Annotated in this window: 12 protein-coding genes; 3 read left to right on the plus strand and 9 right to left on the minus strand. The window is 61.1% G+C overall.

The features are described from left to right. Positions 1–366 precede the first annotated feature (366 nt). From uxuA to AC4PTT_RS21435, 6 genes are all read right to left on the minus strand, one after another. Positions 367–1,587 (minus strand): mannonate dehydratase, encoded by a 1,221-nt coding sequence (gene uxuA / locus AC4PTT_RS21410; RefSeq protein ID WP_317562260.1) that lies wholly within the window; start codon positions 1,585–1,587, stop codon positions 367–369. A gap of 148 nt (positions 1,588–1,735) precedes the next feature. Further along, positions 1,736–3,136, minus strand: a complete 1,401-nt coding sequence (gene uxaC / locus AC4PTT_RS21415) for a glucuronate isomerase (RefSeq protein WP_492162696.1) — start codon at positions 3,134–3,136, stop codon at positions 1,736–1,738. Positions 3,137–3,149: 13 nt separating this feature from the next. Next, on the minus strand, positions 3,150–4,610 hold the full coding sequence (locus AC4PTT_RS21420; protein ID WP_492162697.1) for a mannitol dehydrogenase family protein: 1,461 nt from the start codon (positions 4,608–4,610) through the stop codon (positions 3,150–3,152). A gap of 3 nt (positions 4,611–4,613) precedes the next feature. Beyond that, positions 4,614–6,992, minus strand: a complete 2,379-nt coding sequence (locus AC4PTT_RS21425; protein WP_492162698.1) for a glycoside hydrolase family 31 protein — start codon at positions 6,990–6,992, stop codon at positions 4,614–4,616. A gap of 10 nt (positions 6,993–7,002) precedes the next feature. Continuing rightward, positions 7,003–8,307 carry a TRAP transporter large permease gene (locus tag AC4PTT_RS21430; protein WP_113156514.1) on the minus strand — a complete coding sequence of 435 codons (1,305 nt, stop codon included), beginning with the start codon at positions 8,305–8,307 and terminating at the stop codon, positions 7,003–7,005. Positions 8,308–8,316: 9 nt separating this feature from the next. Continuing rightward, complete coding sequence (locus AC4PTT_RS21435; protein WP_206545155.1) at positions 8,317–8,853, minus strand: TRAP transporter small permease; 537 nt, start codon at positions 8,851–8,853, stop codon at positions 8,317–8,319. A 213-nt stretch (positions 8,854–9,066) separates the two neighbouring features. Between AC4PTT_RS21435 and AC4PTT_RS21440 the strand changes: the two genes are divergently transcribed. Genes AC4PTT_RS21440 through AC4PTT_RS21450 form a run of 3 tightly spaced genes read left to right on the plus strand, consistent with a single transcriptional unit; the run spans position 9,067 to position 12,614 of the window. Beyond that, complete coding sequence (locus AC4PTT_RS21440; protein WP_412033323.1) at positions 9,067–10,038, plus strand: TRAP transporter substrate-binding protein; 972 nt, start codon at positions 9,067–9,069, stop codon at positions 10,036–10,038. Positions 10,039–10,065: 27 nt separating this feature from the next. Further along, complete coding sequence (locus tag AC4PTT_RS21445; protein ID WP_206553030.1) at positions 10,066–11,871, plus strand: glycoside hydrolase family 2 TIM barrel-domain containing protein; 1,806 nt, start codon at positions 10,066–10,068, stop codon at positions 11,869–11,871. Between the two features lie 2 nt (positions 11,872–11,873). After that, complete coding sequence (locus AC4PTT_RS21450; protein WP_299941533.1) at positions 11,874–12,614, plus strand: FCD domain-containing protein; 741 nt, start codon at positions 11,874–11,876, stop codon at positions 12,612–12,614. Positions 12,615–12,923: 309 nt separating this feature from the next. Here the strand turns inward: AC4PTT_RS21450 and AC4PTT_RS21455 are convergent, their stop codons facing one another. From AC4PTT_RS21455 to AC4PTT_RS21465, 3 genes are read right to left on the minus strand one after another with little or no spacing between them, the layout of a single operon-like run. Beyond that, positions 12,924–13,838 carry an ABC transporter permease gene (locus AC4PTT_RS21455; protein ID WP_492162699.1) on the minus strand — a complete coding sequence of 305 codons (915 nt, stop codon included), beginning with the start codon at positions 13,836–13,838 and terminating at the stop codon, positions 12,924–12,926. Next, the gene (locus tag AC4PTT_RS21460; RefSeq protein ID WP_206548917.1) at positions 13,835–14,770 is read right to left on the minus strand and encodes an ABC transporter permease; all 936 of its coding nucleotides are present in this window, start codon (positions 14,768–14,770) and stop codon (positions 13,835–13,837) included. The genes AC4PTT_RS21455 and AC4PTT_RS21460 overlap by 4 nt, the downstream gene beginning before the upstream one ends. Further along, a complete protein-coding gene (locus tag AC4PTT_RS21465) occupies positions 14,767–15,507 on the minus strand; it encodes a glycerophosphodiester phosphodiesterase (RefSeq protein ID WP_297559147.1) in 741 nt (246 codons plus the stop codon). The genes AC4PTT_RS21460 and AC4PTT_RS21465 overlap by 4 nt, the downstream gene beginning before the upstream one ends.

Consider the following 15,507-nt stretch of genomic DNA (forward strand, 5'->3'; position numbering starts at 1 on the left):
ACCGGTCTTTGGTTCATCGGTACATAGGTTTCCTGCGCCGACGGCCGGCATCACTCGCCCTATCCGCTTCTCGTTCACCGGATGACCTTCGTTCTTCCGGTGAAAAATCGTCTGCGCACATCGAAAAACGGCGTCTCCAGAAGCTGTTGATCGGTCTGGCGCATCAGGGCGAGGTTCATCTCGCTCTCGCCCTTCAACGCTTCAACGCTTCAACGCTTCAAGAGCGATTGTCGCCGTAGATTCCGGCGAGCGCTGCTAGCGTTTCTGCATCTCTGATCTCCTGTTCTCGAAGACCAGCAGACAACAAATCGCAGCTTACGTCAGTGTCCGGTTTCCGGGGAGCAGGTCAGTTTACAATGCCCCCGTTTAGCTTGCCCCCAGACCATGCGTGCGGTGCTCCAGCGTGGCGATGATGCCGCGCAGCTCCGCCAGCCCCTTCAGGCGACCGATTGCCGGGTACCCCGGCTGGGAGCGACGTCCGAGATCGTCGAGAATATCCTGCCCGTGATCGGGACGGAACGGAATAGACACATCCGCACGCCCGGCGGCCCGGCGGCGCGCTTCTTCCTCCACCACGGCAGCGACAAGATCGACCATGTCCGTGCACCCGCCAAGATGTTCGGCCTCATGGAAAGAACAGGCGACCTGGTCGCTCTCACGCTGCACATTGCGCAGATGCAGGAAGTGCACCCGCTCGCCGAGCCGGCGCATCATGCCGGGCAGATCGTTATCTGGTCTGACACCGAGCGAACCTGAGCAAAGGGTGATGCCGTTTTCCGGTACATCCACCGCATCCATCATCGCCTTGTAATCAGCTTCCGTCGACATGATGCGCGGCAGGCCGAGCAGAGGGAACGGCGGATCGTCCGGATGACAGCACATGCGGATACCCAACTCCTGCGCCAGCGGCACGACTTCTTCCAGAAATGCAATGAAATTGCCGCGAAGCTCATCCGGCGAGATCGTTCCGTATTCGTCGAGGTGCGCCTGGAGACCGTCCAGCGTCAAACTTTCCGTCGCGCCGGGAAGACCCGAAATCACATTGCGGGTCAGCTCTTCCCGCCGCTTCGCGCCCATACCGGAAAAGCGCTCTGCCGCAGCGGCGACCACGTCTTCCGGAAAGTCTTCAACCGCGCCCGGGCGCCTCAGGATGTGGATGTCGAAAGCCGCGAAATCCACGATGTCGAAACGCATGCAGGTGCCGCCATGAGACACCCGGTAGGCGAGATCGGTGCGCGTCCAGTCAAGGATCGGCATGAAATTGTAGCAGACAATCTCGATGCCGGCCCCGGCCAGATGGCGCAGGCTCTGCCTGTAGTTCTCGATATGCTGGCGCCAGTCGCCCTTCTGCTTCTTGATGGCCTCGGAGACCGGCAGACTTTCCACGACCTCCCAGGACAGGCCGGACGGAGAGCCGTCACGGCGCGTTCCGATCTCCCCCTGCCGCGCGGCGATGGCCTCGGGGGTCCAGACGTCACCGGTCGGCACCTGATGGAGCGCGGAAACCACGCCCTCCACCCCGGCCTGTAGCATGTCGTCCGTCGAAACCAGATCATTCGGCCCGAACCATCGCCATGTCTGTCGCATACTATCCTCGTCACCCTGTCGCAGCGCCAGTGGAGCGCCGCATGCAAATGCTGGACCGCTTCATCGTTTCACGCATGCGGTGAAGCGATCCAGGAGTTCTTGTTCACGCAATTCCCGCCGGAAAACCGATCAATGCTCGGGAAGAGCTCTAGAGAAACCACCGCCGCGCATTGCGGTAACAGATGTCCTCAATGATCCCCGCGGCGAGGTCATGGTCAGGGGGCATGGCCCCCTCTTCCATCCAGCCGCCCACCATGCGGCAGACAAGCCGCCGGTAGTATTCGTGCCGTGGAAAGGACAGGAAGGAGCGGCTGTCTGTCAGCATTCCGACAAAACGCGACAGAAGGCCCATCTGTGCGAGCTGCGTCAGCTGATGCTCCATGCCGTCCAGCTGATCGTTGAACCACCAGGCCGCGCCCGCCTGCACCTTGCCCGCCGTGCTGCCGTCCTGAAAATTGCCGGCAGTCGCGGCGATCATCGCGTTTTTCGTGGGGTCGAGGCAGTAGAGGATGGTGCGCGGCAGCTCATCCGTCCGATCGAGCCGGTCAAGAAACGCGCTGAGAGCGCCGGCAACGGCCAGATCGTTCATGGAATCGCCGCCCGAATCCGCCCCCAGCGCGTCGAACAGACGCGTGCGCGTGTTGCGCAACGGTCCGATGTGGAGCTGCATCACAAGGTCGTGCTTCGCATAGGCACGGCCAAGCTCAACGAGCAGCGCGGTCTGGAAATCGGCAATCTCATCCTCATCCAGGGTTCCGCCATCCAGGCGCTTCCGCAGGATGGCGTCGAGACGTGCGGCCGTCGCGTACTGTCCGGCCCGCAAAACCTCAAGCCCGTGATCGCTCGCGCGGCAACCAAGCGCCACGAAACGCGTGAGCCGATTGTTCAGCGCGCCCACGAGATCGTCAAAGCGCCTTACCGGCGTCCCGCTCACGGTGGCCAGCTTTTCGACATAGGTCGCAAAGCCTTCCGCCTCGATCTTGATTGCCCTGTCGGGACGAAAGCTCGGAACCACCTTGAAAGGCAGCCCCGCGTCGAGCATCGCCTCGTGATGTTCCAGCGTGTCGGTCGGGTCGTCGGTGGTGCCGACCAGTTCGACCTTCATCCGCTCCAGAAGACCGCGCGCCGAAAACGCGGGCCGGGAAAGCTGCGCATTGGCCGCTTCCCAGCATTCATCTGCAGTGGCGGGCGAAAACACCGTGCCCTCAAGGCCGAAATAGCGCCAGAGCTCCAGGTGCGACCAGTGGTACATCGGGTTGCCGATGCATTGCGGCATGGTTTCGGCGAACGCATCAAACTTTGCGCGCCATCCGGCCTTGCCCGTGATGCGCTCTTCCTCAATGCCCGCCCAGCGCATGAGCCGCCACTTGTAGTGGTCATGTCCGAGCCAGAGCTCGCCGATATTGTCCCAGGTGCGGTTCTCCGCAATCTCCTGCGGCGGCAGATGATTGTGATAATCGATGATCGGAAGATCCGCCGCCACTTCGTGATAAAGCCGCCGCGCCGGCTCGTTCGGCAGCAGGAAGTCCGGTCCGAGAAAAGGCTGCATTTTTCTACCCGTTTTACCCGTTGGCCAGATCGTGTCTGTCGCACGCCGCGCCGATGGCAGCGCGAACACCTGTTCCGCGAAGGGCGCGGTAGGCTTCATGGATCGCCTGTCTGAAACGTGGATCTTTCGCCAGTGGCTGCGGGAAAACCGCCTCCACGCCGAGAAGAGCGTCGACATAGGCCGCGCCGTCTTCGCCGCCAGCGATTTCCAGGAGACGCCCGGCAAGCGGATCTGAAAGCGACAGCGCTTCGCCCGTTTCGCTTTTGCCGCGCAGATAGGCCATCCAGCCGGCAACGCCGAGCGCCGACAGAGGCCATGGCGCGCCTGTTTGCAGGTGCGCGGCGATGGGCGCGAGAAGACGCTGCGGCAGCTTTTGGCTGCCGTCCATGGCGATCTGCTGCGTGCGATGGCCAAGGCGCGAATTGGAGAAACGCTGCATCAACGCCTTCGCATAAGCGTCAAGATCTACATCGGCAGGCACCGACAGGGTCGGTGCCTGCTCCTGCAGCATCAGCATCTGTGCAGCACGGCCGAACACGGGGTCCGCCATGCAGTCAGCCACGGTCTCGTGCCCGGCAAGCGCACCGAGATAAGCGAGAAAGGAATGGCTGCCATTGAGCATGCGCAGCTTCATTTCCTCGTAGGGCCGCACATCCTCGACCAGCATCGCACCGGCCGCAGCAAAATCGGGATGGGCGGCAGAAAAACTGTTTTCAATCACCCACTGGCGGAAGGGCTCGCAAACGATGCCCATCGCGTTCTCATCCCCGGCAACTTTCGTCACCAGTTCCCGCCCCGCAGCGTCGAGCGCCGGCACGATGCGATCCACCATGGTGGAGGGGAATGCGACATTGCCGACGATCCAGTCCGCCAGGTCGTTCTCGACCGCCCCGGCGTAGGCAATGACGGCTGCGCGCAGAGCCGTCCCGTTTTCCGGAAGGTTATCGCAAGCCATCAGAGTCAGCCCGCCAGCTCCCGCCTCGCGCCTGCGCCGCAGACCCTCCACCAGAACACCAATTGCCGAACGCGGGGCGCGCGCATTCTCCAGATCGACGCTGATGGCTGGATTGCTCCGGTCAAGCTGTCCGTTGCGCAGGCAATAGCCCTTCTCGGTGATGGTGAGCGTCACGAGGCAGAGCGCCGCGCTGGCCATCAGGTCCGGCACCGCGTCTACACCGTCGCGCTGCGGGTTCAACGTACCCACGACACAACCGATGGTGCGTGCGCGCATAGCTGTGTCATCGGCCTCGATAACCAGATATTCGCGGCCCTGCGCGTCGAGTTCGCTGAGTTCGTCGGCACCGGAATTGAGACGCGCGACCACCGCACCGAAGTCACCGCCCGCCGTGTCCAGCGCGTCGTCAAGATAGCGCAGCGTGTGCGCCCGCGAGAACGCGCCAAAGCCGATATGAAGCACACGCGGCTTCAGCTTCGAACGGTCGTAGGCGTAGCGTTCACGAACGATTTCGGCCATGCGTCAGTCTTTCTCCAGATAGTCGCCCGGGGCGAACGGTCTGCCATTCACCGCAAGCGGGCGCGTCTCGCCCGCGGGCAATGTTATGCGCAGCCTGTCATAATGGGGCTCGAAAGCACCTTCGCTGCTTATGGAAAGCGAGATCTGCGCCCCGGTGCATTTCAACCGGTAGGTGCTGATACGGAAGGCGTTTTGCGCCGCGTCGATGCCAATACCGTCATCCTCATATTCGCAGCTTTCGCCTTCCCCCTCGCCCCTCGACGGAAAAACAGCCAGCGTTCGCGCCGTGTCGCTGGCGGCGTCGGCGCGGTCGACGGCATCGCCGAGCGGAAGAACGCATCCGGCGCGCACGAAGAGCGGCATGCTTTCCAGTGTTACGGGAATGGTGATTTCCTGCCCGCCCGCATGCCAGTTTCCGGTCCAGAAATCCCACCAGCCAGCGCCATTGTCCGGCAGGTAGACGCAGCGTTCGCACGCACCCGGCTCTACCACGCCTGCAACGAGAAGATCGCGTCCGAGCATGAAATCGGACGTCTCCTCGAAGCAGCGTGCATCGTGTTCATGGTCGAGAAAGGTTGGCCGGATGATCGGTTCGCGCAATGCCACCGCCGCACGCAACAGCGTGTAAAGATAAGGCAAAAGCCGATAGCGAAAACGGATCGCCGCGCGAATGAGCGGTGTAACCTCAGGGTACATCCACGGCTCGTTGACGGTGCCATCGTCATTCCACGAATGGATCGTGAAACGCGGATGGAAGATGCCGTTCTGGACCCAGCGCACGAACAGTTCGGGTTCGGGCCGCGGGCCGGCAAAACCGCCCACATCGTGACCGATATTGTAGAACCCGCTAAGGCTCATGCCGAGTCCCATGGGGATATTGTAGCGCAGCGTCTCCCAGGATGTGTAATTGTCGCCCGACCAGGTCTGCGCGTAACGCTGCAGGCCCGGCGCGCCGGCCCGGCAAATAAGATAGGGGCGCTCGTGCGGCCTGTGTTCAAGCTGGGCCTCGAAAGAAGCGCGCGTCATCAGAAGTGAAAAGAGCGGGCGGATCAGACCGACCGGTATCGGTTCGCCAAAACCGTGGCAGCGCGCTTCATCGTCCCAGATTTCGTATTCGTTGTTGTCGTTCCAGGTGCATTCGATGCCCTGGTCGAGCAGTTTTGTGGTGACGTTTTCCTTCCACCAGTCGATGGTCGCCGGGTTGGTGAAATCGAGATGCGAGCCCTCGTCGTCCCAGAAGCTGGAGCGCTCCGGCGCATCGCTTTCGCTGTCGCGGATGAACAGTCCGCGGGCGGCGACATCCTCGTAAAGCGGGTGATCCTGAAGAAGACACGGCTTGATGTTGGCCGCCAAGTGCATGCCCGCATCGCGGAAATGTTTCGAAAGCCGTTTCGGCTCGGGCACGCGGTCATGATTCCAGTTGAACACGTAGCGCTTGTGACCAATGGCCGTGTAGCCGGATGACATCTGGAAACTATCGCAGGGGATCGCGTGTTCAGCGCACAGGTCCACGAACCCCTGAAGCTGCTCCTGCGCATTCCCGGCATCCGTATAGGACATGGTCGACCCGGAATAGCCAAGCGTCCAGCGCGGCGGAAACGCCGTGCCGCCTGTCAGCCAGTTCTGCGTCTTGACCACGTCGAGGACGGTCGGTGCCCAGCTAAAATAGAAATCCAGATCGCCATCCAGAGCGCGGTAGGCGCGGAAGCGACCATGATAATTGTCGTACTCATTGCCAATGTCGAACCAGCTGCCCGCCAGATTGTCATAGAACAGACCGTAGGAACCGGCCTCCGGCGTGCGTGTCACTGTAAAGGGCAGAACCTTGTAAAGCGGATCCGTGCTCTTGGCATCATAGCCCATGGCGTCGAGATTGCGCATCTCGAAGCGGCGTCCATTGCGCTTCAGGTCACCCGCCTTCTCGCCGAGGCCGTAGACGAGATCTTCCGGCCGGTAGGCCAGGAAATGCGCGTTGCGACTGTCACGCACACCGGCCATGTAGGCGCTGGTGGCGCGATCGGCAGCAAGCGGGCGATAACCGCCCGCCCCGTCGCTCGCCTCCCACTCCAGCGCCAGCGGCCGGCGAATGGTCAGGCGCAGTTGCGGCGTGGTGAGAACCAGACTTGTTCCGCGCTCCTCGAAAACGAAGCCCGGACAAGTGAAACCGGAGAGATCATCGCGTCTGCGCCCTTCCCACGGGGCCTTGCCCCCGGGCGCGATGCTCCAGCTCCGGTCGAGCCGCCAGACGCCATCGCGCTTGAGCGAAATCCTGAACAGCGCCTCTTCCAGCACATCGACCCTGAAGTGATGCCGGCCATCGACAAGAAGCGTCAGGCCGGTTTCACTCCGTTCGATGAAGGACCAGTTTTTCAGCGTCTTCATCTTTGCGAGCTCAATAATTCAGAAGCAGACGCGGCAGCCACAGGCTGAGCGCGGGAATGTAGGTAACGGCGAGCAGCAGAGCGAAAAGCACGGCATAGAAGGGCAGAAGAGGCCGCAGCACCGAGGCGATCGACGTCTTGCCGACGGAGCAGCCGACGAAAAGCGCCGAACCGACCGGCGGCGTACAGATGCCGATGCACAGGTTGAAGGTCATCATCACACCGAAATGCACCGGGTCCATGCCGAGATCCTTCACCACCGGCAGGAAGATCGGCGTGAAGATCAACAGTGCCGGCGTCATGTCCATGAAGGTTCCGATGACGAGCAGAGCCAGGTTGATGATGAGCAGAATGACAATCGGGTTTTCCGACAGCGCCAGAAGCGCATCCGAGATCATGTAGGGAATGTCGGCAAAGGCCATGGCCTTGGACATGGCAATCGACGCGCCAATCATCAAAAGGACGATCGAGGTGGTGACGGCCGCCTCGATGAGCACGGACGGCAGGTCGCGAATGGTGATTTCGCGATACCAGAACAGCGCCAGGAACAGCGTGTAGACGACCGCGATGGCGGACGCTTCCGTGGCGGTGAAGATGCCGGCGATGATGCCGCCCATGACGATCACGATAAGGCCGAGCGGCGGCAGCGCGCGCAGCCCCGTATCGACGACTTCGCGCCAGGACGACCGCTCGGCCACCGGATACCCCCGCCGCTTGGCGATGATGCCGGCAACCAGCATCAGGGAAAGGCCCATCAGAATGCCGGGCACATAGCCGGCCACGAAAAGAGCGGCGATCGACGTGCCGCCGGTGATCAGCGAATAGACGATGAAGGTCGCGCTTGGCGGAATCAGAAGGCCGGTCGGGCAGGAGGCGATGTTCACCGCCGCCGAAAACGACTTGTCATAACCCTCCTTCTCCTGCAGCGGCGCCATGACGCCGCCCACGGCGGCAGCCGACGCGACGGCGGAGCCGGAGATCGAACCGAACATCATGTTGGCCAGGACATTGCAGTGTGCCAGCGCGCCGGGCAGCCGCCCGCCCAGCACCTTGGCGAAATCGATGAGTCGCATGGCAATGCCGCCGCGATTCATGATGTGCCCCGCCAGGATAAAGAAGGGAATGGCCAGAAGCGTGAAACTGTCGAGACCCGAGGCGATCTGCTGGGCGACGATGAAGACCGACTGGTTGAAGGTCATGAACGTCATGAACGTCACCACAGACGCAAGGCCGATGGCAAAGGCAATGGGCACGCCCAGCACCATGAAGAAGGCGAAGGAACCGAACAGGACGATGGCGTTGAAATAGTCTTCCATGATCCTCTCCTAGTCGCCCATCAGCGGGGCAACGTCGTGCCCCATCAGGATGTCGCGCGCCGACAGCCCGCAATAGAACAGCATGACCAGGCCGGAGAACGGTATGGCGCCATAGACGTAGCCCATCTGCACCCGCAGCACCGGCGAAACCTGCCCCGTCTGCAGCACACCCAGGAGAAGCTGCCCGCCGCCATAGACCATGACCAGCCCCGCGAAGGCGGCAACCATGCCGACGATCACCAGGCGCAGGTTGCGCTCCGCAGCGCCCTTCAGACTGAGCGGCAGAAGGTCGATGGCGAGATGCCGTTTCAGGCCAAGCGTGTAAGCCCCGCCGATCAGCGCCAGCCACATGAACAGAAACCGCGCCAGTTCGTCGGTCACCGTGCTTGGTGTACCGAACACGTAGCGGCTGACCACCTGCCAGACCACACAGACGACCAGAACGGCAAAGATGATGCCGATGATCGCGCGCAGCGATGCGTCGATGACACGGTGCATCCGTTCCAGGCCACCAGTCCTGGCCGGCCTTCCAGCGGACTCGTTCATGAATCCTCCCCGACAGTTTCGGCGCCTCGGCGGCGCATTTCCGGTCAGGATTCCCTGTTTTGCAAAATTGGTCAACCAAATTTCAGTTATGGATTGACTTTTGGTCGCCCAATTTGGAAAGTTTGCGACCAGGGAGAACTATTGGCGCACCATTTTGCCGGCTGCTCCCTTGCGTACCTAATTTCAACAGGGAGGGTTTCCTCGATGAAGAAGATGTCCGCTATCGGCGCGCTTGCTGGTGCAATCGCCATGCTCATGGCCGGGACCGCTTATGCCAAGACGCTCAAGCTCAACCACAACAACCCGGACGACCATCCGCTCCACAAGAGCATGGAGTTCATGGGCGACCGGGTCGAAGAACTGACCGACGGCGAGATCAAGATCCGGGTCTACGCCAACGCCCAGCTCGGCACCCAGCGCGAATCCATGGAGCTCGTGCAGAACGGCCAGCTCGACATGGCCAAGTCCAATGCCAGCGAGCTCGAGGCTTTCGAGGACTCCTACAGCGCGCTGAACCTGCCCTACATCTTCAAGGATGAAGATCATCTCTTCGACGTTCTGCTCGGCGAGATCGGCGACGAGGTTTTGATGGCGTCGCGCGACAAGGGTTTCATCGGCCTGACCTACTACACCGAGGGCGCGCGCTCCTTCTACGCCAACAAGCCGGTCAAGACGCCGGCCGACCTGAAGGGAATGAAGGTTCGCGTCCAGCCGAGCCCGTCGGCGATCCGCATGGTCGAGCTCCTTGGCGGCAACCCGACCCCGATCAGCTGGGGCGAGCTCTACAGCGCGCTGCAGCAGGGCGTCGTCGACGGTGCGGAAAACAACCCGACCGCGCTCACGAGCGCCCGGCACGGCGAAGTCTCCAAGCACTTCTCCTTCGACGAGCACACCATGATCCCGTCGATTGTCGTGATCTCCACCAAGGTCTGGGACGAACTGAGCGAAGAGCAGCAGAAAGCGCTCAAGCAGGCTGCGACCGAATCCGCCCAGTTCCACCGCGAACAGTGGAACAAGGCCAGCGAAGCCTCCATCGAGCAGGCCAAGAAGGAGCTCAATGTCGAGTTCCACGAGGTCGACAAGGCTGCCTTCGCAGAAGCCGTCGCGCCGATGCACGAGGAAACCGCCGCGAAGTCCGAGAAGGTCTCCGACCTGATCGACCGCATCAAGGCCGCCGGCGAATAAGCCACACCCGACCGACGGAGAAAAGACGTGCTCGAGCGATCTCACCTTGCCGAAAACGCGCTGACAGCGCTGCATGACGAGGACTATGACGTCCCCTTCAATACGCAATCGCTGAACAACACCACCATGATCTTCACCGGTGGGCGGCAGGCGCGCTCGCTCGACGGCGCGTATAATTTCTGCGTCGATCTCCTCGACACGGGGCTGCGGCAGAAATGGTTTTCCATGCTGCCGCAGCCCCAGGAGGAAAAAACCGAGCCCTGGGATTACGATCCCTATGAGGGCGAGACGGTTCCGGTTCCCTCATGCTGGGCAATGCTCAAGGAGAAGTGGTACTTCTTTGAGGGCAGCGCCTGGTACACGCGCCCGCTCGACATGGAAGAGCTGAGCGCCGATCGCCGTTACTTCCTGCGCGTCGGCGCGGCACAATACGATTGCAAGGTGTTCCTCAACGGCGAATTCCTCGGCAATCATTACGGTGGGTCGACACCCTTTTTCCTTGAACTGACTGATCATCTGCGCGAAGGCCGCAACTGGCTGATGTTCTGCGTCAACAACACCCGTACGCTGGACCGCGTACCGATGCGCAACACCGACTGGTTCAACTATGGCGGCATCTACCGCGAAGTGGAGCTCTACGAAACGCCGAAGACCGTCATTCGCGACCTGTTCGTGCGCCTTGCCGGCGACGCGGGTTACGAACGCATCGAGGTGTCGGGCGACGTCGATGGCAACGCCCAAAGCGCGCGGCTGACCATTCCCGCACTCGGCATTGATGCGACCCTGCCAATTCAGGATAGCCGTTTCCACGCGCTTCTCGACGCCCGACCGGAACTCTGGTCGCCCGCCTCGCCCCGTCTCTACGATGTCACGCTGGAAGCGGGCGGTGACCTCGTCCAGGACCGTGTGGGCTTCCGGCGCATCGAGCGCAGCGGAACCGACATCCTGCTCAACGGAAAGCCGGTTTTCCTGCGCGGCATCTCCGTACACGAAGATGATCTGAAGCATGGCAAGGTGACGGGTGAGGACGACCTGCGCCGCCGTTTCGAACATGCGCGTGAACTGGGCTGCAACTATCTGCGCCTTGCGCATTATCCCCATCACGAGCGCGCGGCACAGATGGCCGACGAGCTCGGCTTCATGCTCTGGGAGGAAATCCCTGTCTACTGGGCAATCGATTTCGAGAACCCGGCAACCTTCAAGGATGCGCAGAACCAACTTCTCGAACTGATCAAGCGCGACCGCAACCGCGCCAGCGTGATCATCTGGTCGGTCGGCAATGAGAACCCCGACACCGATGCACGGCTGTCCTTCATGCGCCGTCTCGCCGAGACCGCCAAGGAGGCAGATCCGACGCGCCTCACTTCCGCGGCCTGCCTCATCAATCACGCCAGGCGCAAGATCGAGGATCGCCTCGCCGACCACATCGACGTGATCGGCATCAACGAATATTACGGCTGGTACGATGAGAACATCGACGACCTGGAAGTGATCGGCCGCAACTCCGCGCCCGACCGTCCGGTTGTCATTTCCGAGACAGGCGCCGATGCTGCCATCGGCGAAGGGGCGCCGAAGAAGGGCTTCTTCAGCGAAAGCTACATGGCTGACGTCTATCGCGACCAGATCGCGATGCTGCGTCGCCTTCCCTATGTGAAGGGCATATCACCGTGGATACTCTATGATTTCCGCATTGAGCGGCGGCAGAATATCTATCAGGCTGGCTTCAACCGGAAAGGGCTGATCCACGCGGACAAGGAAACGCGCAAGGAGGCGTTTTCCATTCTGGCGGCCTGGTATCATGAGCTGGCAGCCGGAGAACGCGAGGAGGACTAGAAATGGCTGCAACGGCCAAACGACGCTATCAGGATGTGGCCGAAGCACTGAAGCAGGACATCGTCACGCGCGGCTGTGCGGTGGGCGACCGCCTGCGCACGGAACGCCAGATTTCCGAAGACATGGGCGTCAGCCGTTCCGTCGTCCGTGAAGCCGTCATCATGCTTGAGATCGAAGGGCTGGTCGAGGTACGCAAGGGCTCCGGCATCTATCTGGCGCGCCTGCCCCATGCGTGCCCTAATGAAACGGCGGTCGACTTTGGCCCCTTTGAACTGCTGCAAGCGCGCCAGCTATTGGAAAGCAGCATCGCAGCGCTTGCCGCCGTCACCGTCACCAAGGCGGACATCATGCAGATGCGGCAGGCGCTCGCTTTAGAGAACAAGGCCATTGAAGCTGGCGACGACGATTATTCTGGTGATGAACTTTTTCATCGACTGATTGCCGAAGCTACCCAGAACGCCGTTCTCGTCGACATGGTCGAGGAGCTGTGGCGCAAACGCGCGCAAAGCCGGATGTGGGCGCGGCTGCACAATCGAATTTTCGATAAGACCTACCGTTCCAACTGGCTGTCGGATCACCACGCGATCCTGAATGCCCTGCAGATGAAGGACGCCCCGGCGGCGCGTCAGGCAATGTGGCAGCATCTGGAGAACGTCCGCCTCACTCTTATGGCGCTCTCTGACGTCGATGATCCGGAATTCGACGGCTATCTCTTCTCCTCAGAGGCCATCGCCCCGGCATAGGTCCAGACTGCGTTGCAACTCAACGAATACGGGTGAAGAGCTTCGCCCTTTTCTTTCGGTTGCGCGGTTCGTAGGAAAGTGATCTCACTCCACATTTGCATGGCTGTGGTTCTCGGCTCGCGGTGATGGTGAACCGCTCCGGGTTTGCCGGAGGCTGATTTCGGTTGGTTACGCGTCAATGTTTGAATAGATGGAGTGGTTGCCGGCGGTTCTGGCGGCGGCCTTTCCTGCCAAATCACCCGCAGCAGTGAAACAGACAAGGCCGTCCGCGTGAAACCTTAAATCGACTCTGCGTTCATCGAAGATGCTCTAGTTGTGAGCGTTGTTGAGTGTCGGATCCAGTCGATCCCGCAGCCAGTCGCCTGCAAGGCTGATCGACAGCGTTGTCAGGAAAATCACCACGCCCGCAGGCACACCTACCCACCAGGCCGTAGCCAGGTAGGTGCGTCCGTCCCCTAGCGCCAGCCCGAGGCTCGTCTGCGGCGGCTGGATCCCAAGCCCCAGGAAACTCAGCGATGTCTCCAGAAGGATCAGGTCGGGAAAATTGAGGGTCACCTGAACGATCAGAATGGACAGGATGTTCGGCAGGATATGGCGTAAATAGATCTGCACCGGCGGGATTCCGAGGGTGCGGATGGCGAATGCATAACTTTGGCTGTTTGCCTGCAGAACCAGCCCGCGGGTGACACGCGCATATGTTTCCCAGCCATGCAGCCCCACAATGAGGATGAACAGTTCGATCGAGTTTCCGAAGAAAGCCAGAATGGCCAGGACGATTATCAGGAAAGGCATGGCCGCCTGCAGGTCGACCAGGGTCATGATCGCTTCTTCAACCCAGCCACGGAAATGTGCAGCGACAATGCCAATTACCGTGCCAACCGTTGCGCCGATCAGGGAGCCCGCGAGCGCGATGATCACGCTCATCCGTGTGCCGTAAAGCAGTCGGCTGAGGACATCGCGGCCGAGGTTGTCGGTACCCAGTAGATGAGCGGCATCGCCACCTGCGAAGACGGGGGGCTTGAGGCGGGAAAGCAGGCTCTGCTCGGTGTAGGAATATGGCGCGAGGAGGTCAGCAAAAATGGCTACGAACACCACCAGCGCCAGCCAGATGAAAGAGAGCTGAACCATGGGACCGGGAGCAGTTGCGGAACGTTTCGCACGGGCCCTTCGCCGCCAGAAGACGTCGGGACGTTCTGGAGTGAGGGAGATATCTGGAGTGCTCATCCTGCGTCCTTTCCTGCGGTCGCGATGCGTGGATCGAGCCACCGATAGGCCAGATCCACCAGATAGTTGGCCGTGACCATCGTGAAGGCGATCAGGATGACGATGGTCTGGACCACAGCCAGATCGCGCTGCCCGACCGCAGTCACAAGCAATTGCCCGATGCCCGGCCATGCAAAGACGGTCTCGACAACCACCGTGCCGGAGATGAGTCCCCCCATACGCAGGCCCAGAACTGTGATGACTGGGATCGCTGCATTCGGCACCGCATCGCGCAGAACCCGTGTCCGCACCGGTACGCCCTTGGCGCGGGCGGTTCTAATGTAAGGCTGGCTGAGCACTTCCAGCATGGATGACCGCGTGAAGCGCGCGATCGCTCCTGCCCCTCCAACGGCCAGCGTCAACGCCGGCATGACCAGGTGGGCCGGCGTTCCCATGCCGGCGCTGGGCAGGATCCGCCAAGTCATGGCGAATAGCAGGATCATCAGGATGCCCAGAAAGAAGCTCGGCATTGAATGGCCGAAGATGGAAAAGCTGATGACGGCATGATCCACTGTACTGCCGCGTTTGAGCGCAGCAATAACGCCGGCCACCATGCCGAAGATGGTGGACAGGGCGAAGCTGACCAGCCCCAGCAGCAGTGTTGCAGGAACACGGCTCATGACTGTGTCCAGTGCTGGCTGCTGATCCCGGAATGAGTAGCCGAATTCACCCTGTGTCAGTCCCTGCAGATAGCGCAGATATTGCACTGGCAGTGGCAGGTCCAGCCCGTAGACGTGCCGGTAGTGTTCCAGCACATCCGGCGGTGTGTCATCGGGCAGCATTAGGCGCATCGGGTCGCCCGCGAACCGCAGGATTAGGAAGACGAAGGTGACGGCCAGAAAAAGCGTCAAAATCCCGCGCAGTAATTTCAGAGTGACGAAGCCGAAGGTCATTCGCTTGCGCCCTTCGTTTGATTTAGCAAACTGCGACACGCAGCCGGGTCGTTGACGAGGAAGCCGGATGCACCCATTTCGGCCAGCCCGAGAAGGTTTGATGCATCGTGATCTCCGACCTGGCGCCCGTTAGTTCTACCTGTGGTGATCCAGACTGCGTGGTCCGCCTGTACATGTTGGCGCAGTCTTTCGGGAGCTGACAGGGCGTAGTCTTCCCACATTCTGAGGACGGTTCCGCTTTCGGCGAAGAAAGCTTCCTGTTCCTCCATGTCCACCAGCAGACCGAGCACGTCTCCGCGCCAGCCGAGTGCTCGGAGCCGAACCAGGCTGTCCACATGGTGCACACCAAATATCAGCGCTTTGCGGCCACTGGCGAGTGACGCCTCGACCAGCAGCGCCAGTGCCTCGGGGCGTTCATCCTTTATGTCGTAGAGCAACGCCTGATCCGTCGGTACAGTGGCAAAGAGCTCGGCAAGTGCCGGTGCAGCCGGTTCACCCTCGGCAAGCAGCTCCTGAAGCTCGGAGAAAGTTGTCTGTGCGACAATCGCAGGCTGTCCGGCCACACGGGTCAGATCTGCATCATGGCTGATGACGATGCGATGATCTTTGGTAATGCGGGTATCGGCTTCGATAATGTCGGCGCCCGCGGTCACGGCTCCACGCCATGAAGAAGGAGAGTTTTCACGGTAATGGCTCGAGGCCCCACGGTGAGCAATCAGAAGGGGTCGGTCGATCAT

The sequence above is a fragment of the Nitratireductor sp. WH36-1 genome, from assembly GCF_058725515.1.